We start from the raw sequence: 18,010 nt of genomic DNA on the forward strand, positions 1-18,010 counted from the left end.
GTCAGCCGAGGAACCGGGTGAGCCGGGCGCCCTGGGTGTGCCACTGCCAGTTGGCCACCACCCACTCGCGCCCGGCCGCACCCATCCGGGCCGCGGTCCGCGGGTCGGCCAGCAGATCGCCGACCGCCGTGGCGATGGCATCCACATCGGTGCCGTCGACGACCCAGCCGGTCTCGCCGTCGCGCACCGTCTCGGGCGCGCCCCCGGACCGCCCGGCCACCACCGGCACCCCGCTGGCGGAAGCCTCGAGGTAGACGATGCCCAACCCCTCGACATCCAGACCGGCGCCGCGGGTACGGCACGGCATGGCGAAGACATCGGCCATCGCATGATGAGCCGCCAGTTCGCCGGCCGGCACCCCGCCGGTGAACACGACGTCCTCGGTCACACCGGCACGACGCGCCAACTTCTCCAGATCCGCGCGATACGGCCCACCGCCGACGATCACCAGTGCCGCGCCAGGAACCCGGCGGCGGATCTGGTCGAATGCTCGGATCAGCATGTCCTGACCCTTGCGCGGCACCAGCCTGGACAGGCACAGCACCACGGGCCGATCGCCCAACCCGTACCGGACCCGCAGCTCGGCGCGTGCGACGCTGTCGGGGGCGAACCGCTCGATGTCCACCCCCGGGGACAACCGCTCCAGACACGCGCGTCGACCGAACGCGGCCGCGAATCGGCCGCGGGTGTAATCGCTGACGTAGGTGATCACATCGGCGTCCTCCCCGATGCGGCGCAGCGCCGAACGCGCCACCGGGAGCATCGACCACCCCACCTCGTGACCGTGGGTGCTGGCGACGATGCGCCCGGCGCCGGCCCGGCGGGCCAACGGTCCCAGCAGTGCCAGCGGGGCCGCAGCACCGAACCACACCGTGTCGATGCCATGTTCGTCGATCAGATCGCGCATCCGACCGGCCACCGTCGGCTCGGGCAGCATCAGGGTCGTAGGGTGGCGCACGATGCGGTATCCGGCGTCGGCCGCCCGCCGGTCGTAGTCGGCGCAGTCCTTCCATGTCGGCGCATACACCGTGAGGTCATGTGTCCCCGCGTGGAGCAGTTCGCCGACGAACGCCTCCAGGTAGGACTGGATACCGCCGCGGCGCGGCGGAAAGTCGTTGGTCAGCAACAGGACCCGGGTCATTCGGCCCACGCTATCGGGTCATCCAGGCACGCCATTGCGCCACCACCTCGTCCAGACCGGCGCCCAGGGTCTCCCGCACGGCGGTCGCTGCGTCGGGATGCCCGGCCCCGCAGGCCCGCAGGTAGAGCGCTTTGAGCGCCGAGATGCCGTACCGCTCAGCGACGAACCGGCTGAACCACCAGGCCCGGTCATAGGCGTCCGAGCGCGCCGGTCCGGCGGTCTGCAGGTCGGCATCCGTGGGCAGCTGTGCCAGTTGCGCGCCATCCGGCGGTGGCGGTTGAGCCGGGCGACCGACGTAGTCGGCCACCCCTTCGGTCAACCACAGCGGAGCGCTGGCGACCGTCTGCGCACGCGCCGCGTAATGGAACAGCTCGTGGCGGACCACGATGCGCAGCGCGGTGGCACCCATAGTGGCGGCGCCGGGAGCGAACACCATGCCCTCGGCGGTGGTGGCGGCCGCGATATCGGGGCTCCCGTGGGCCAGCACCCGGAACTGCTCGTCCGATTCGGTCACCACGACCACGATCTCGCGGGGCCAGTCCGGCCCCCAGAATGCGGTGACGGCATCCACCGCGCCGGGCAGCTCCGCGGCGATCCGGTCGATCAGCGGCCGACTGCGCGTACCGCCGAGCCCCCGTAGCGCGCCGGTGCGGTCGCCGGGCAACGCGATCGACGTGGTGGTGGCTGTCGCTGCCGACGTGGTCGAGACACCGGCATCAGAACCGTCCGATGGCGGCGGCGACGCGGTGTGGCACGCAGTGAGCAGCACCGCGGTGGCCATGGCGACCAGGGCGACGATGGCGGCGGGTGTGCCGCGACGGGCGACCTTCAGCTGGTCAGTACCGGCGCACGTTGTAGATGGGTGCGTTGTTGACCGGGGCAACCACGACGGGCTGACCGAAGGTGGAGGCATGCACCATCATGCCGTTGCCGATGTAGATCCCGACATGCGAGGCGTCGGAGTAGTAGGAGACGACGTCACCGGGTTGCATCTGATCGGTCGATACCGGTTGGCCACCGGCGGCCAGGGCGTAGCTGGAGTGCGGCAGCGAGATCCCGGCCTGACCGAAGGCCCACTTGACCAGACCGGAGCAATCGAAGGCTCCGGGGCCCTCGGCACCCCACGAGTACGGCGAACCGATCCGCGTCAATGCGGCCTGCACGGCGACCGAGCCACCACCGGACCCCGGCGCGGCGGCCGGCGGGGCGATATCACCTGGCGGGATGCCCGCGGGCGGGGCTGCCAGCACACTGGGATCGTCTGCGGGCAACGGTGCCGGCGCGGGCGGGACGACACCCTCGGGCACCGGCGGGATCGCGGCCAGGGTCTCGCGCTGGGCCGGGGTGAGCCGCTCGTACTGAGACTTGACGACGGCGATCTCGACCTGCAGCTTGCTTTGCTTGGATTGCAGATCGGCGCGCACCGCAGCGGCCTGCTCGGCGGCGGTCTTGGCATCTGCTGCCGAGCGCGCCGAGGCGGATTCCGCCTGCGCGGCCAGCGCGCTGGTCTGCTTGAAGTTCTGCATCTGGGCCGACATCTCGGTGGCCATCACCCGCTGCACGGCCAGCTGGTCGATGAGCACCTGCGGGGAGCTCGCCGTCAGCATGGCGTCCAACCCGTCGGTTCGGCCACCCATGTACTGCGCGGCTGCGATGTTGTTGACCGAGGTCTGGAACTTTGCCAGGTCGGCCTTCGCGGCGTCGGCGGCTGCGAGGTCGGCATTGTGCTTTTCCTCGGCTGCGGCCTGCGCGGCCAGCTTCTCGTCGAGATCGAGCTGCGCGGCATGCATGTTCTCGGTGGCGATCTCGGCCTGATGAGACAGCTCGTTGAGCTTTGCCAGGGCGTCCTCGGCGGGGTCGGCATGCACGCCGGTCGCCAGCGATCCACCGAGGATGGTCAGGCCGGCCAACGCACCGATGAGGGCTCGCTTAACGCCACGCTTACGCCGGTCCGAGAAATCAGGCCTCAAGGTATTGCGTCCTTACAACTGCGAGTCAGCCGCGACGAACTACTGTTAGGTCTCGAACAGGTTACGAAACGGCATCGGGCTTGTCCAACGGAGGGCGTGAATTCAACAGGCTCACGGGATTAAATTTTTGCTTCCCGTGGTTCATCACGTGTCATCACGCCACACCAGTTCTACCATCCGTGGCACCGTTTCGACGGATCGGAACCAGCCTCAGCCGCGGCGCCAAACCGACATCGGCCAGCACCTCCAGCGCCTGACGCTCGTCGTCCAGCAAAGTTTCCGGAACTCCGAGCAACACGCTGACCACGCAGTCCTGGCACCCCGGACCGCGCACGGCGCAGTCATCGCAGTCGATGGTCACCGAGCCCTCCCCGGGCACCCGTGCCGCACCGGTGAATTCCTCGAAATCCTCACCCATCGGGTGTGTCATGGCCGTCCGTCCTTCCCTGCGCCGGGTCGTCCGGCGATTCCCCCGCACCGTAACGACGGGTACCGACACGCCACGCCTTCGAGCGTCCGCGGGTCCGGACACGGTTCGGCTGTCACCGCCCACGGTTACCGTCACCGGTGTGCCGCAGCTGAGCTTCGCCGACCTCGACGGTTCAGCCGACGGTTGGGCCGACCCGCTCGCCGATCCGGAAGCCGGTATCGCGCTGGCCGACACGACCTTCGTGGTGGTCGACCTGGAGACCACCGGCGGTAGTCGCGACAACGACGCCATCACCGAGATCGGTGCTGTCAAGATTCGCGGCGGTGCCGTGCTCGGGGAACTGGCCACGCTCGTCGACCCCGGCCGGGCGATCCCGCCGCAGATCGTCGAGCTGACCGGAATCACCACCGCAATGGTGCGCGATGCCCCGAAGATCCACACGGTTCTCCCGGCATTCCTGGAGTTCTCCCGCGGCGCGGTCCTGGTCGCCCACAACGCCGGTTTCGATATCGGTTTCCTGCGGGCCGCCGCACAACGCCAGGGGCTGACCTGGCCCCGACCGCAGGTGCTGTGCACGGTCAAACTCGCCCGTCGGGTACTGACCCGCGACGAGGCGCCCAGCGTGAAGCTCTCCGCACTGGCCCGGCTGTTCGGTGCCTCGACCACCCCGACGCACCGGGCCCTCGACGATGCCCGGGCCACCGTCGACGTGCTGCACGGCCTGATCGAGCGCGTCGGCAACCAGGGCGTGCACACCTACGCCGAACTGCGCGGCTACCTACCCGACAAGAGCGCACCGCAACGCCGCAAACGCCATCTGGCCCAAGGGGTTCCGAGCAGTCCGGGGGTCTACCTGTTCCGCGGGCCCGCCGATGAGGTGCTCTATGTGGGCACCGCGGTCAACCTCCGCCGTCGCGTCGGCCAGTACTTCACCGGCGCCGATCCACGCACCCGGATGAAGGAGATGGTGGCGCTGGCCACCCGCGTCGACCATGTGGAGTGCGCGCATCAGCTGGAGGCAGGCGTGCGCGAGCTGCGGCTGCTGGCGGCCCACGCCCCGCCCTATAACCGGCGGTCGAAATTCCCGCGAAAGTGGTGGTGGATCACCCTGACCGACGAGGCATTCCCCCGGTTGTCCGTGGTCCGCCGCCCGCGCGGCCCCCGCGCGCTGGGGCCGTTCACCGCACGGGCCGACGCGGTCGACAGCGCCGAGGTGCTGGCCCGCGGCGCCGGGCTGCGCACCTGCACCGCCCGGCTGTCCCGCAGCGCGCTGCACCGCTGCGCCGAACGCGAGCTCTCCCCCTGCCCCGCCGTGCCCGGTGCGGATATGGCCGGGTACGCCCCCGCCGCGCGCCGGGCGGCGGACCTGATCGACGGCGCCGACCACGGCGTCATCGCCCATGTCGTCGGCCTGATCGAGGAGCTGGCCGGGCAACACCGCTATGAGACCGCGGCCCGATTACGCGATCACACCGCGACCGCGGTCGAGAAGATCGCCCGCGGACAACAACTGCGCGCTCTTGCCGACGTCGATCAGATCGTGGCCGCACAGCCGGACGGCCAGGGCGGCTGGCATCTCGCGGTGATCCGGCACGGCCAGCTCGCCTCGGCCGGGTGCGCCCGCCGCGGTGTTCCGCCGATGCCGGTGGTCGAGGCCATCACCGCTGCCGCCCAGACGATCCTGCCCGAGGACGCTCCGCTGGGCGGGGCGTTGGTCGAAGAGACGGGGTTGATCGCCCGCTGGCTGGCCGCTCCGGGTGTGCGCATCGTGACCGCCGAACCCGGCTATGCGTCACCGATCGGATCCACGGCGCACTGGGCGCGCTGGGCGGCCCGCGCGCGCACCGCGCAGCTGGCGGCGAGCCGCCCCGACACCGATCTGCTCGACGATCGCTACGGCGTGCATCCGCCGCGCCGTACGGACCGGGTCAGCCTGCGGCCTTCTGGGTAAACCGCACCCAGTTGGCCAGCAGCCGCTCGGCCGCGCCGGAGTCGATGGACTCGGCGGCCCGGGCCAGCGCGGACTCCCAGGACGGCGTCCACTGCGCGTCGCTGGTCAGTCCGGCATGGGCGACCATGGCGCCGGCGGCGTTGAGGATCACCGCATCGCGCACCGGGCCCTGAGCCCCGCCGAGTACCGCGCGCACCGAGGCGGCGTTGGCCTCGGCATCGCCGCCGACGAGCTCGCTGAGATCGGCCCGCTGGAAACCGAATGCGGCGGGGTCCAGCGTCAGCCGGTCCACCGTGCCCGCCTGCACCCGCCAGATGGTGCTGGTGGTCGTCGTGGTCAGTTCGTCGAGACCGTCATCGCCGTGCACCACAAGTGCGCTGGCGCCACGGGCGGCGAAGACGCCGGCCATCACCTCCGCCAGATCACCCCAGGCGCAGCCGAACAGTCCGGCGCGCGGCGCGGCCGGGTTGGTCAGCGGGCCGAGCAGATTGAAGACCGTCGGCACGCCGATCTCGCGGCGGACCACCGAGGCATGCCGGTAGGACGGATGGAACTGCGGCGCGAAGGCGAAGGCGATACCGACCTCGGCGACGCTGCGGGCGACCTCGTCGGGTCCCAGGTCGATGCGTACGCCCAGCGCTTCGAGGGTGTCGGCGCCACCGGACAGCGACGAGGCGGCGCGGTTGCCGTGTTTGACCACCGGGATGCCGGAGGCCGCGGTCACGATGGAGGCCATGGTCGACAGGTTCACGGTGTTGGCGCCGTCGCCGCCGGTGCCGACGATATCCACGGCCTCGGCCGCCCGGTCACCGATCAGTGCGGCCGGGATTCGGCGGGCATGCTTGAGCATCGTGTCGGCCAGTTCGGTCACCTCCGCCGACGTCGGTCGCTTCATCCGCATCGCGACCGCGAACCCGGAGATCTGCGCCGGGGTGGCCGAGCCCGTCATGATCTGGTCCATCGCCCACGCCGACTGGCCGCGCAACAGATCCTGATGGGTGGTGAGCCGACCCAGGATCAGGGGCCAGGTGAAGTTCTCGGAGACGTTCTCAGCGGATGACACGCCGTGATGTTATCGCCCGTGCACGCACCGTTATCCGGCCGTCACCAGTGGTGCACCGCCCCGGGTTTGGGGCCAATTGTGAACCCGGCTGGTGTTCGTCAACTACAAAGCGTCATACTTGCACCTGTGACGAGCGCTGTTGGGACCTCGGGGACCGCGATTACCTCCCGCGTACATTCGCTGAACAGGCCGAATATGGTCAGTGTCGGCACCATCGTGTGGCTTTCCAGTGAGCTGATGTTCTTTGCTGGGCTGTTCGCGATGTATTTCACCGCGCGGGCTCAGGCACAGGGTGCATGGCCGCCCGAGCCGACCGAGCTGAATCTGTGGTTGGCCGTACCGGTCACCGCGGTGCTGGTCGCCTCCTCCTTCACCTGCCAGATGGGTGTGTTCGCCGCCGAGCGCGGTGACGTCTTCGGCCTGCGCCGCTGGTATGTCATCACCTTCCTGATGGGCCTGTTCTTCGTGCTCGGCCAGGGCTACGAGTACATCCACCTGGTGGAGCACGGCACCACGATCCCGGGCAGTGCCTACGGGTCGGTGTTCTATCTGGCCACCGGCTTCCACGGCCTGCACGTCATCGGCGGTCTGGTCGCCTTCGTCTTCCTGCTGATCCGTACCCGGATGAGCAAGTTCACACCCGCACAGGCCACCGCCGCGATCGTCGTGTCGTACTACTGGCACTTCGTCGACATCGTGTGGATCGCGCTGTTCGCAGTCATCTACTTCGTACGGTGACCGGCTCGCCGATGCGTCCGTTGACCTCAAAGATGAGAAGGGGATCGATGTCGTCCACCAAGTCCCGCCGTCGGTTTCGACGCCGTGTGTCGGCAGCGTTGCTGCTGCTGCTCGGGTTGTCGGCAGCCGGTGTAGTCGCCGCAACGCTGACGCCGACACCTCAGGTGGCGGTGGCCGACGAATCGCAGTCGGCGCTGCTGCGCACCGGTAAGCAGCTGTTCGACACGTCGTGCATCAGCTGCCACGGCGCGAACCTGCAGGGTGTGACCGACCGCGGGCCCAGCCTGATCGGCACCGGTGAGGCGGCCGTGTACTTCCAGGTCTCCACCGGCCGCATGCCCGCGATGCGTGGCGAGGCGCAGGCCCCGCGCAAGGCGCCGGTCTTCGACGAGCATCAGATCGACGCACTGGGCGCCTACGTCCAGGCCAACGGTGGCGGCCCCATCGTCCCGCGCGAGGCCAACGGCCAGATCGCCGATGAGTCCCTGCTGGCCGGCGATGTCGCCCGCGGTGGCGACCTGTTCCGGTTGAACTGCGCGTCCTGCCACAACTTCACCGGCAAGGGCGGAGCCCTGTCCTCCGGTAAGTACGCCCCCGACCTCGGTGAGGCCGCGAAGGTCCCCGCGCAGGTGTACACCGCGATGCTCACCGGACCCCAGAACATGCCGAAGTTCTCGGATCGTCAGCTCACCCCCGAGGAAAAGGCCGACATCGTCACCTATGTGGTCGAGGCGGCCAACACCCCGGATCCCGGCGGCTACGGTCTCGGCGGCTTCGGCCCCACCACTGAAGGCATGGCCATCTGGATCATCGGGATCGTGGCCGCAGTCGGCATCACGATGTGGATCGGAGCTCGTGCATGAGCGCGAACATCAAGGGTAGTGACACCTCCGGCGGGCCGGTTCCCGGCCAGCCGAGCGACGAAGAACTCGCGAAGATGTCCCGCGAGGAACTGCTCGAACTGGGCGGCAAACTCGACGGTGTCGAGATCGTCTACAAGGAGCCGCGCTGGCCGGTCGAGGGAACCAAGGCCGAGAAGCGCGCCTCGCGCACCGTCGCCTACTGGTTGTTGCTCGGCGGTTTCTCCGGCTTGGCCCTGCTGCTGGTCTTCCTGTTCTGGCCGTGGGAGTACGTCCCCTACGGCGGTGAGGGCGAACGCCTCTACACGCTGGCCACCCCGCTCTACGGCCTGACCTTCGGTCTGTCGATCCTGGCCATCGGTGTCGGCGCGGTGCTCTTCCAGAAGAAGTTCATCCCCGAAGAGATCACCATCCAGGACCGTCACGACGGCGCCTCGGCGGAGATCCACCGCAAGACCGTCGTCGCGAACCTGACCGATGCGCTCGAGGGTTCGACGATCAAGCGGCGCAAGCTGATCGGCCTGTCGATGGGTATCGGCCTCGGCGCGTTCGGTCTTGGCACGCTGGTGGCCTTCCTGGGCGGTCTGATCAAGAACCCGTGGAAGCCGGTCGTCCCGACCGCCGAGGGCAAGAAGGCCGTGCTGTGGACCTCCGGCTGGACCCCCCGCTACGAGGGCGAGACCATCTACGTGGCCCGCGCGACCGGTCTGCCCGGCGAGTCGGCATTCGTCAAGATGCGTCCCGAGGACATCGACGCTGGCGGCATGGAGACCGTGTTCCCGTGGCGTGAGTCCGACGGCGACGGCACCACCGTCGAGTCGTCGCACCACCTGTTCGAGATCGCCATGGGGGTGCGCAACCCGGTGATGCTCATCCGCATCAAGCCGCAGGACATGCCGCGCGTGGTCAAGCGTCAGGGCCAGGAGAGCTTCAACTTCGGTGAGCTGTTCGCCTACACGAAGGTCTGCTCACACCTGGGCTGCCCGTCGTCGCTGTACGAGCAGCAGACCTACCGGATCCTGTGCCCGTGCCACCAGTCGCAGTTCGACGCGTTGCACTTCGCACGCCCGATCTTCGGCCCCGCTGCCCGAGCCTTGGCGCAGCTGCCCATTACCATCGACAAGGACGGCTATCTGGTCGCCAACGGCGACTTCATCGAACCCGTCGGACCGGCATTCTGGGAGCGGAAATCATGAGTCCCAAGCTCGCTGATATCGCAGCCGCACAAGGTGATGCGATCGATTCCCGCTATCACCCCTCGGAGGCGGTGCGGCGCGGAGTCCTGAACAAGGTCTTCCCCACCCACTGGTCCTTCCTGCTGGGCGAGATCGCGCTGTACAGCTTCATCATCCTGCTGATCACCGGTGTGTGGTTGACGCTGTTCTTCGATCCGTCGATGGCACACGTCACCTACGACGGCGTCTACCAGCCGCTGCGCGGCATCCAGATGTCACGGGCCTACGAATCGGCGCTGGAGATCAGCTTCGAGGTCCGCGGCGGCCTGTTCGTGCGGCAGGTCCACCACTGGGCGGCACTGCTGTTCGCGGCGTCGATCATGGTCCACCTCGCGCGCATCTTCTTCACCGGTGCGTTCCGCAGACCACGCGAGGCCAACTGGGTGATCGGCTCGCTGCTGCTGATCCTGGCGATGTTCGAGGGTTACTTCGGCTACTCGCTGCCCGACGACCTGCTTTCCGGCACCGGCCTGCGCGCCGCGTTCTCCTCGATCACCCTGGGTATGCCGGTCATCGGAACCTGGTTGCACTGGGCGCTGTTCGGCGGCGACTTCCCCGGCGAGATCATCATCCCGCGCCTGTATGCCCTGCACATCCTGCTGATCCCGGGCATCATGCTCGCGCTCATCGGCGTGCACATGGCGCTGGTGTGGTTCCAGAAGCACACCCAGTTCCCCGGCCCCGGCCGCACCGAGAAGAACGTCGTCGGCGTGCGCGTCATGCCGGTGTTCGCGGTCAAGTCGGGCGCCTTCTTCGCCATGATCACCGGTCTGCTGGGCCTGATGGGCGGTCTGCTGCAGATCAACCCGATCTGGGTGCTCGGCCCGTACAAGCCCTCGCAGATCTCGGCGGGTAGCCAGCCGGACTTCTACATGATGTGGACCGACGGCCTGGCCCGAACCTGGCCGGCCTGGGAGTTCTACATCGGCAACTACACCATCCCGCAGTCGGTGTGGGTCGCCATGGGCATGGGCCTGGTCTTCGTGCTGCTGATGGCCTACCCCTTCATCGAGAAGAAGCTCACCGGCGACGATGCCCACCACAACCTGTTGCAGCGTCCCCGTGACGCTCCGACACGGACCGCTGTGGGTGCCGCGGCGATCTCGTTCTACATCCTGCTGACCTTCATGTGCATGAACGACATCATCGCGCTGAAGTTCCACATCTCGCTGAACGCGACCACGTGGATCGGCCGTATCGGCATGGTCGTGCTTCCGATGATCGTCTACTACATCACCTATAGGTGGGCGATCAGCCTGCAGCGCAGTGACCGTGCGGTGCTTGAGCACGGTATCGAGACGGGCATCATCACCCGCCTCCCGCACGGCGCCTACATCGAGCTGCACCAGCCGCTCGGCCCGGTCGACGAGCACGGACACCCGATTCCGCTGGAGTACCAGGGTGCCGCGCTGCCGAAGCGGATGAACAAGCTCGGGTCCGCAGGGTCGCCGGGTACCGGCAGCTTCCTCAAGGCCGATCCGATCGAGGAGCACGAGGCGCTGACCGAGGCGGCCCACGCCGCCGAGCACCGGGCGCTCGCCGTGCTCAGCAAGAGCCAGGGCACCAACGGCTCGAACGGCCATGGCTCGAACGGCCATGGCTCGAACGGAAACGGCTCCAACGGGCACCACTAGAAGTTGATCGAAAGAGGCCCGCGCAGTCTGACTGCGCGGGCCTTTTTCGTGTCCCCACTCCCCTACCCCGGTGGCTAGTCTGAGGCTCATGGCCGTCGACCCGCCGTGGGAGCCACCCCTGTCCGGCTCTGAGGAACAACATCTGCTGGGCGCACTGGACCGGCTGCGGTACACGTTCCGGTGGAAGGCCGACGGCCTGGATGCCGCCGGGCTGGGCACCCGAATCGGGGCGTCCACACTGACCCTCGGCGGGTTGCTCAAGCACCTGGCCCGCGCCGAGGCCCAGCGCTTCGGTCCGGGCCTGGACGATTCGGCCATGGGTGAGCCCTGGGACAGCGTTTATCAGGACGAAGCCGACTGGGATGCCGACCCGGATTGGGATTTCACCTCAGCGGCGCAGGACTCCCCCGCCCAGCTGTACGCGCTCTGGGATGACACCGTCGCGCGGTCGCGGACCAGGCTCGCGGCGGCGCTGGCCGACGGTGGCCTTGACTAACCGGTGAGCATCGTCTGGGCCGACGGTCGCCGGGCGAGCCTGCGGCGCAGCGTGTGCGATCTGATCGAGGAGTACGGCAGGCATACCGGGCATGCCGATCTGCTGCGGGAGGCCGTCGACGGACTGGTGGGCGAGGATCTGCCGCAGGATTGGCGCCCGCGTCGACACTGAAGTCATGTAGGTCCGGGGGCCGAATCTCCTACCCAGCTCAGTGTCGGCGGCCAACCCGCCGTCACGACCGAAGCCAGGGAGACGCCCGTCGCCCCGAGCAACCCTCAGGCGGCGGGTGTGCCCAGCCCCAGCACCGCGCGCAACTCACGCAGGAAGAACCACGGCAGCACCGGCATGGCCAGGGTGACCAGCCCGGCGATGATGAAGAGCGCGATCGCCCCTGTCTCGTTGTCACCGGCCAGCAGGTAGGTCGCGACAGCCACCGCCAGGGTGCCGGCGCCCACCGCGGCGAGCACGCCCGCCGTGCAGCGCAGGTACACCTGTTCCACGACCGCGGGCAACGCGCCGGCACGCACGGTGGTCTCGGCGCCGCCGATCGGCGTCTCGGCGGCGCGGCGTCGGCCCGGCCGGGGCGTGATCGCGGCGATGTCCTCGGACACCGAACCCCCGGCGGGGGTGAAGCTGCGCACCGGTCGCTCGCTGCTCTGCTTACGGGCCCGGATCAGCAGCGGGATCGCCACCGCGATGACAACGGCGGACACCCCGATGACGGTGTAGAGCACCCACGGTGTCTCCGAACCGGAGGCCTCGGCGAGTTCGGCGCGCACGGTGCCGCGCCCACTGCCGAGGTCGACGAGGCGCACCACCGCCGCGACGGAGACGCCGAGCGCGGCCAGCCACACCGCGGCGCACACGCCGAGCAGGATGCGGTCCAGATCGGGTGGGCCCGACAGTGTCCGCGATGTCCTTGGTGTCGTGATATCCGGCATCAGCAGCTCGTCTGGGCGGCGTTGCCGGTATTGGACGACAGGACCGTCCCGTCGCTGGTGGTGATGGAGCAATTCAGCCGGCTCACCAGGAACAGACTGGACGCTTGCACCGAGCCCACCTCCGACTGCGATATCGGGGTCACCGTCAGTGACCAGGGAATGTAGACGTTGCGCTGGGTGCGGCTGCGCCCCGACGCGTCGATATAGGTGACGGTGATGATGTCACCGGGGGCCTTCGTTCCGGTCACCGTGTAGGTGACCTGCCGCGGTCCCGCGGGTCGCGTCGTCGTCGGAGGTGGCGGCGGTGGCGGGGCCTCGCTGGTGGCCGGCGGCGGCGCGGGTTCTTCGGCCGGCGGCGGAGGGGGCGGGGGCGGCGGCTCCTGGGTCACCGTCACCGTCTCCGGTGGCGGGGGCGGCGGCGCCTCGGTGGTCGGCGGCGGCGGGGGTGGCGGCGGTGGCGTGGTCGTGGTGATCGCGTCCTGCACCGGCGGCGCCGTCGTGGTGGACGTCGTCGGGTTGGCCATGTTGTCGCTGTCGGTACGGGTCACCAACAGAGCGACGGATGCGACGAGGGAGATGGCGGCGACGATGGCGACGACGCCGACCACCCACGGCCACCGCGGCGGCCGGTCATCCTCGGGATCCAGCGGCGCATAGTTGTCATAGTCATAGAGCGCCGGATCCGGCGGCACGTACGGAGCGCTTACGAACTGCTCGGATTCGGGGGCGGAGTACGCCCGCGAATGGATATCGGTCTCGTCGGACCGGGACGTCTTATCCCTGTCCCCACCCGAAGACTCCGGTCCTGACGGCCCGCTCATCTGCAACTAAACCTCGGCCTATCCTTCTCGACTGCTGCCTCGGCAAGATTACCCAACACCGCGGCCGTGCGGACCGGGCCGACACGGTACGCCGACGAACTGACGCACGGTTGTGACCTGGCCGAAGGTGGGTCAGTGCTTCTCGGGGCCGGTGTAGTACTCGAAGACCAGGCCGGCGGCCGAAGCCAGCACGAAGCAGATGCCCGCGACGATCAGCCAGGGCAGCCACAGTGCGGCACCGACGGCGGCGGTCGAGAAGGACAGCGCGATCAGGATCGGCCACCAGCTATGCGGGCTGTAGAAGCCCAACTCGCCTGCGCCGTCACTGATTTCGGCATCCTCGTAATCCTCGGGCCGGGTGTCCAGGCGACGTGCCACGAAGCGGAAGAACGTTCCCGTGATGAGTGTCAGACCGGTGGACAGCACCAGCGCGGTGGTCCCGGCCCACTCGATGCCGCCGGTGGCGAACAGCGCGGTCAGCACTGCGTACACCACGGAGGCCAACACGAAGAATCCGGTCAGGAATTCGAACAGCCGGGCTTCGATATGCATGCGTCGTCGTCCTTACTTGCTCGCCTGCGCGGGTGCACCGACCTGCTCACCGCGGCGGGTGTCGAACGGGAAGGTGGTGGTGGCCAGCGGATCCTGACCGATGGCCTGCAACGCCTGGGCGTTGGTGGCCTCCGGATTGGCCTCCCGATACTCCAGGTAGGCCTTGAAGTCGTTGGGTTCGACGACACGAACCTCGAAGTTCATCATCGCGTGGTAGGTGCCGCACATTTCGGTGCAGCGCCCGACGAAGGCGCCGGTCTGCTCAATCTCGCTGACCTGGAACACGTTGTCGGAGTTGTTCTCCTTGGGGTTGGGCAGCACGTCCCGCTTGAACAGGAACTCGGGCACCCAGAAGCCGTGGATCACGTCGGCCGAGGAGATGATGAACTCGATGCGCTTACCCTTGGGCAACACCAGGACCGGGATCTCGGTGCTGGTACCGATGGTCTCGATCTTGTTGAAGTTCAGGTAGCTGCGGTCTTCGCTGTTCTTGCCGGCCAACGGACCGACACGCTCGATACCGTGCTCATCGACACCCTCGGGCACCGAGCGCATGGCTTCCTTGCGCGCATTGTCGACGCCGTCGTAATCCATGGTGCCGTCGGCGAAATCGACCTTCTGGTAGCCGAACTTCCAGTTCCACTGGAAGGCGGTGACGTCGACGACCACCTCGGGATTGGGATCCTTGTGCAGCATCCGCTCCTGCACCACCACGGTGAAGTAGAAGAGCACCGAGATGATCAGGAACGGCACGACGGTGAGCACGAGCTCAAGCGGCATGTTGTAACCGAACTGACGGGGCAGCTCGGTATCGGTCGCCTTCTTCCGGTGGAAGACGCTGGTCCAGAAGATCAGCGCCCACACGATGCCGCCGACGACGAACGAGGCGATGACCGACCACACCCACAGGTCGCGGTTCAACCGCGCCTCCGGGGTGATGCCCTGCGGCCAGCCGAGTCCGAAGATCTCCTGGTAGCTGCAGCCGCTCAGCAGGATGGCCATGCCACCCAAAACCAATGACAACGCCACCAAACGGGCCCCGCGAGCGGTCACGTTGGCGCCTCCTAGATGAAGTCGGTGAACCGCAGTGCGGTCGGTCAAACTTGGCGAATACTACGCAGCGTAGACCACGCCCGCCGGGTCGAGCGAAGCGACCGCACGATTCGGCATACTGGCGCGGTGTGCGGACTGCTGGCGTATCTGACCGACCCGACCGTTCAGACCACTCCGATGCTGGTCGAAGCGGTTTCTGGGGCCTCGCATCTGATGCGTCACCGTGGCCCCGACGAACCGGGAACATGGTCCGACGAGGATGTCGTGTTGGGTTTCAACCGACTGTCGATCATCGATATCGCGCACAGTCATCAGCCGCTGCGCTGGGGACCGGCCGAGGCCCCGGACCGCTACGCGCTGGTGTTCAACGGCGAGATCTACAACTACCTCGAGTTGCGGGAGGCGCTGCGCGAGGAGTTCGGTGCGGTTTTCCACACCGACGGTGACGGCGAGGCGATCGTCGCGGGCTTCCATCACTGGGGCACCGACGTCCTGAATCGGCTGCGCGGCATGTTCGCCTTCGCGCTCTGGGACACCCAGACCGCCGAGCTGCTGTGCGCCCGCGATCCGTTCGGCATCAAACCCCTCTACATGGCCACCGGGCCGGGCGGGACCGTCGTCGGCAGCGAGAAGAAGTGCCTGATCGATCTCGCCCCGACGGCCGGGCTGGATCTCGATATCGACGAGCGGGCCGTGCAGCACTACACGGTGCTGCAGTACGTCCCCGAGCCCGAGACGCTGCATCGCGGGATCCGCCGGCTGGAATCGGGTAGCTACGCCGTCATCCGGCCCGGCCGGGCGCCGGTGGTCAGCCGCTACTTCCGTCCGCGGTTCGCCGCGGTGCCCTTCGTCGACGGTGCCGAGCAGGCCCGCTACGACGAGATCACCGCGGTGCTCGAGGACTCCGTCGCCAAGCACATGCGCGCCGATGTGACGGTCGGCGCATTCCTGTCCGGCGGTATCGATTCGACGGCCATCGCGGCGCTGGCGATGCGGCACAACCCGCGGCTGATCACCTTCACCACCGGTTTCGAGCGGGAGGGGTTCTCCGAGGTCGACGTCGCCGTCGAGTCGGCGAAGGCCATCGGGGCACGCCATGTGACGAAGGTGGTCAGCGCCGAGGAGTTCGTCGCCGCATTACCCGAGATCGTCTGGTACCTGGACGAGCCGGTGGCCGATCCCGCGCTGATACCGCTGTTCTTCATCGCGCGCGAGGCGCGCAAGCACGTGAAGGTGGTGCTCTCCGGCGAGGGCGCCGACGAGCTCTTCGGCGGCTACACGATCTATCGGGAGCCGTTGTCGCTCAAGGCGTTCGACTACATCCCGCGGCCCTTGCGGCGGTCGCTGGGCAAGGCGTCCCGGCCGCTGCCGGAGGGCATGCGGGGCAAGAGCCTGCTGCACCGCGGTTCGATGACGCTGGAGCAGCGCTACTACGGCAACGCCCGCAGCTTCTCCGACGAGCAGCTGCGCGCCACCCTGCCCGGGTTCCGGCCCGATTGGACCCATACCGACGTGACCGCGCAGCTGTACGCCGAATCGGCGGGCTGGGATCCGGTGGCGCGCATGCAGCACATCGACCTGTTCACCTGGTTACGCGGGGACATCCTGGTCAAGGCCGACAAGATGACCATGGCCAACTCATTGGAGCTGCGGGTGCCGTTCCTGGACCCCGAGGTGTTCAAGGTGGCCTCCCGGCTGCCCTATGACCAGAAGATCACCCGCACCACCACCAAGTACGCGTTGCGCCGCGCATTGGAGCCGATCGTGCCCGCGCATGTGCTCAACCGGCCCAAACTGGGTTTCCCGGTGCCGATCCGGCACTGGCTCAAGGCCGGGCCGCTGCTGGACTGGGCACAGCACACCATCGAGACATCGCAGGCAGGCGATCTGGTCGACCTGGCGGCGGTGCGCACCATGCTCGATGACCACCGCGCCGGATCCGGGGATCACAGCCGCCGGTTGTGGACGGTGCTGATCTTCATGCTGTGGCACGCCATCTTCGTCGAGGGCACGGTGTCACCGCAGATCAGCGAACCGACCTATCCGGTCCAGCTCTAGGAGACGCCGATCGCGGCACCGATCTCGGCGCCTGCCTCGGCGCCGAAGGCCTCGGTGATGCGCGCCACCGCGGAATCGCGGTCCCAGGTCCACTCCTGCGGGCCGGTGGCTTCCAGCACCAGCGTGGCCACCAGCGAGGCCAGCTGCGCCGACCGTTCCAGGCTCAGCCCGGCGGAACGACCGGTCAGGAACCCGGCACGGAACGCGTCGCCGATGCCGGTCGGGTCGGCCTGGTGAGTTTCCGGGACGATGCCGACGTGCACGAACGTGCCGTCGCTGCCGACGATGTCGACGCCCTTCTCCCCCAGTGTCGTGACGCGCATCTTGATCTGGCCCATGACCTGGGCCTCGGACAGTCCCGACTTCTGCAGCAGCAGATCCCACTCGTAATCGTTGGTGAACAGGTAGGTCGCACCGTCGATCAGGCGGCGGATCTGCTCACCGTCCAGGCGGGCGAGCTGTTGGGAGGGGTCGGCGGCGAACGGCAGGCCCAGTTCGCGGCACTGGTCGGTATGGCGGAACATGGCGTCCGGATCGTTGGCGCCGACGATCACCAGTTCCGGCGCACCGCTGCGCTCGACGAGTTTGGCCAGGTCGATATTGCGGGCCTCGGACATCGCACCCGGGTAGAACGACGCGATCTGGGCCATCGCCTCGTCGGTGGTGCAGACGAACCGCGCGGTGTACGCGTTCTCGGAGATCAGCACGTTCTCGGTGTTGACGCCGTGGTCGTCGAGCCATTGACGGTACTCACCGAAATCCTGGCCCGCCGCGCCGACGAGGGCGACATCGCCGCCGAGCACGCCGATCGCGAAGGCCATGTTGCCCGCGACGCCGCCGCGGTGCATGACCAGGTCGTCGACCAGGAAACTCAGCGACACCTTCTGCAGGTGATCCGGCAGGAGCTGCTCGGAGAACTTGCCGGGAAACTTCATCAGATGGTCGGTCGCAATGGATCCGGTCACCGCAATGGTCACGAAAAAACGCCCTTCGAAAGTCATCAAGTTAGCTAGGCGCACCTTACAGACGCATGGACACCGGCGCTTCGGCGCCGAGGACGTAGGTCC

Annotated in this window: 16 protein-coding genes and 1 pseudogene; 7 read left to right on the forward strand and 10 right to left on the reverse strand. The window is 68.0% G+C overall.

Translation table 11 applies throughout. The features are described 5' to 3' along the window. Position 1: 1 nt before the first annotated feature. From IC40_RS0119805 to IC40_RS0119820, 4 genes are all read right to left on the reverse strand, one after another. The gene (locus tag IC40_RS0119805; RefSeq protein WP_030136423.1) at positions 2–1,141 is read right to left on the reverse strand and encodes a glycosyltransferase family 4 protein; all 1,140 of its coding nucleotides are present in this window, start codon (positions 1,139–1,141) and stop codon (positions 2–4) included. Positions 1,142–1,151: 10 nt separating this feature from the next. Next, on the reverse strand, positions 1,152–1,922 hold the full coding sequence (locus IC40_RS0119810; protein ID WP_110783366.1) for a peptidase: 771 nt from the start codon (positions 1,920–1,922) through the stop codon (positions 1,152–1,154). Between the two features lie 55 nt (positions 1,923–1,977). Then, on the reverse strand, positions 1,978–3,111 hold the full coding sequence (gene ripC, locus IC40_RS0119815) for a peptidoglycan hydrolase RipC (protein WP_030136425.1): 1,134 nt from the start codon (positions 3,109–3,111) through the stop codon (positions 1,978–1,980). A gap of 154 nt (positions 3,112–3,265) precedes the next feature. Continuing rightward, complete coding sequence (locus IC40_RS0119820) at positions 3,266–3,541, reverse strand: hypothetical protein (RefSeq protein ID WP_036470400.1); 276 nt, start codon at positions 3,539–3,541, stop codon at positions 3,266–3,268. Positions 3,542–3,680: 139 nt separating this feature from the next. On the opposite strand from IC40_RS0119820, the gene IC40_RS27620 reads away from it, so the two are divergent. Continuing rightward, positions 3,681–5,492: a DEDD exonuclease domain-containing protein gene (locus tag IC40_RS27620; RefSeq protein WP_234411614.1), complete on the forward strand. Its 1,812-nt coding sequence runs from the start codon at positions 3,681–3,683 to the stop codon at positions 5,490–5,492. Here the strand turns inward: IC40_RS27620 and trpD are convergent. Continuing rightward, a complete protein-coding gene (gene trpD / locus IC40_RS27625) occupies positions 5,470–6,555 on the reverse strand; it encodes an anthranilate phosphoribosyltransferase (RefSeq protein WP_030136428.1) in 1,086 nt (361 codons plus the stop codon). The two genes, IC40_RS27620 and trpD, sit on opposite strands and share 23 nt — an antisense overlap. A gap of 126 nt (positions 6,556–6,681) precedes the next feature. Between trpD and ctaE the strand changes: the two genes are divergently transcribed. The 5 genes and pseudogenes from ctaE (at position 6,682) to IC40_RS26630 (ending at position 11,689) form a co-directional block, all read left to right on the forward strand. Further along, positions 6,682–7,293: an aa3-type cytochrome oxidase subunit III gene (gene ctaE / locus IC40_RS0119835; RefSeq protein WP_081843494.1), complete on the forward strand. Its 612-nt coding sequence runs from the start codon at positions 6,682–6,684 to the stop codon at positions 7,291–7,293. Between the two features lie 32 nt (positions 7,294–7,325). Continuing rightward, entirely contained in the window at positions 7,326–8,156 is an 831-nt protein-coding gene (gene qcrC / locus IC40_RS0119840; RefSeq protein ID WP_081843498.1) for a cytochrome bc1 complex diheme cytochrome c subunit, read from the forward strand. Further along, on the forward strand, positions 8,153–9,349 hold the full coding sequence (gene qcrA / locus IC40_RS0119845) for a cytochrome bc1 complex Rieske iron-sulfur subunit (RefSeq protein WP_030136431.1): 1,197 nt from the start codon (positions 8,153–8,155) through the stop codon (positions 9,347–9,349). Before qcrC ends, qcrA begins: the two co-directional genes overlap by 4 nt. Next, the gene (qcrB, locus tag IC40_RS0119850; protein ID WP_030136432.1) at positions 9,346–11,022 is read left to right on the forward strand and encodes a cytochrome bc1 complex cytochrome b subunit; all 1,677 of its coding nucleotides are present in this window, start codon (positions 9,346–9,348) and stop codon (positions 11,020–11,022) included. The genes qcrA and qcrB overlap by 4 nt, the downstream gene beginning before the upstream one ends. Before the next feature lie 88 nt (positions 11,023–11,110). Then, positions 11,111–11,689 (forward strand): annotated as a pseudogene (locus IC40_RS26630) (mycothiol transferase). Positions 11,690–11,793: 104 nt separating this feature from the next. Here IC40_RS26630 and IC40_RS0119860 read toward each other — a convergent pair. From IC40_RS0119860 to ctaC, 4 genes are all read right to left on the reverse strand, one after another. Further along, positions 11,794–12,459: a DUF2561 family protein gene (locus IC40_RS0119860; protein ID WP_030136433.1), complete on the reverse strand. Its 666-nt coding sequence runs from the start codon at positions 12,457–12,459 to the stop codon at positions 11,794–11,796. Next, complete coding sequence (locus IC40_RS0119865) at positions 12,459–13,280, reverse strand: MmpS family transport accessory protein (protein WP_030136434.1); 822 nt, start codon at positions 13,278–13,280, stop codon at positions 12,459–12,461. Before IC40_RS0119865 ends, IC40_RS0119860 begins: the two co-directional genes overlap by 1 nt. 132 nt (positions 13,281–13,412) lie before the next feature. Then, positions 13,413–13,832, reverse strand: coding sequence for a cytochrome c oxidase subunit 4 (locus tag IC40_RS0119870; protein ID WP_030136435.1), 420 nt, complete (start codon positions 13,830–13,832; stop codon positions 13,413–13,415). Positions 13,833–13,844: 12 nt separating this feature from the next. Beyond that, on the reverse strand, positions 13,845–14,885 hold the full coding sequence (gene ctaC, locus IC40_RS0119875; protein WP_030136436.1) for an aa3-type cytochrome oxidase subunit II: 1,041 nt from the start codon (positions 14,883–14,885) through the stop codon (positions 13,845–13,847). Between the two features lie 126 nt (positions 14,886–15,011). Between ctaC and asnB the strand changes: the two genes are divergently transcribed. After that, positions 15,012–16,943, forward strand: a complete 1,932-nt coding sequence (gene asnB, locus IC40_RS0119880; RefSeq protein WP_030136437.1) for an asparagine synthase (glutamine-hydrolyzing) — start codon at positions 15,012–15,014, stop codon at positions 16,941–16,943. On the opposite strand, the gene IC40_RS0119885 is transcribed toward asnB, so the two are convergent. Beyond that, complete coding sequence (locus IC40_RS0119885; protein WP_030136438.1) at positions 16,940–17,920, reverse strand: carbohydrate kinase family protein; 981 nt, start codon at positions 17,918–17,920, stop codon at positions 16,940–16,942. The two genes, asnB and IC40_RS0119885, sit on opposite strands and share 4 nt — an antisense overlap. Between the last annotated feature and the right edge of the window lie 90 nt (positions 17,921–18,010).

Source organism: Mycolicibacterium neoaurum ATCC 25795 (assembly GCF_000691525.1).
GTDB lineage: Bacteria > Actinomycetota > Actinomycetes > Mycobacteriales > Mycobacteriaceae > Mycobacterium > Mycobacterium neoaurum.

Bases quoted from the DNA above. Each gene is read 5' to 3' on its own strand.
- IC40_RS0119870 (WP_030136435.1), bottom strand. From the start codon at position 13,832: ATGCATATCGAAGCCCGGCTGTTCGAATTCCTGACCGGATTCTTCGTG.
- qcrA (WP_030136431.1), top strand. From the start codon at position 8,153: ATGAGCGCGAACATCAAGGGTAGTGACACCTCCGGCGGGCCGGTTCCC.
- qcrB (WP_030136432.1), top strand. From the start codon at position 9,346: ATGAGTCCCAAGCTCGCTGATATCGCAGCCGCACAAGGTGATGCGATC.
- qcrC (WP_081843498.1), top strand. From the start codon at position 7,326: ATGAGAAGGGGATCGATGTCGTCCACCAAGTCCCGCCGTCGGTTTCGA.
- IC40_RS0119820 (WP_036470400.1), bottom strand. From the start codon at position 3,541: ATGACACACCCGATGGGTGAGGATTTCGAGGAATTCACCGGTGCGGCA.
- IC40_RS0119810 (WP_110783366.1), bottom strand. From the start codon at position 1,922: ATGGCCACCGCGGTGCTGCTCACTGCGTGCCACACCGCGTCGCCGCCG.
- IC40_RS0119865 (WP_030136434.1), bottom strand. From the start codon at position 13,280: ATGAGCGGGCCGTCAGGACCGGAGTCTTCGGGTGGGGACAGGGATAAG.
- IC40_RS0119860 (WP_030136433.1), bottom strand. From the start codon at position 12,459: ATGCCGGATATCACGACACCAAGGACATCGCGGACACTGTCGGGCCCA.
- IC40_RS0119805 (WP_030136423.1), bottom strand. From the start codon at position 1,141: ATGACCCGGGTCCTGTTGCTGACCAACGACTTTCCGCCGCGCCGCGGC.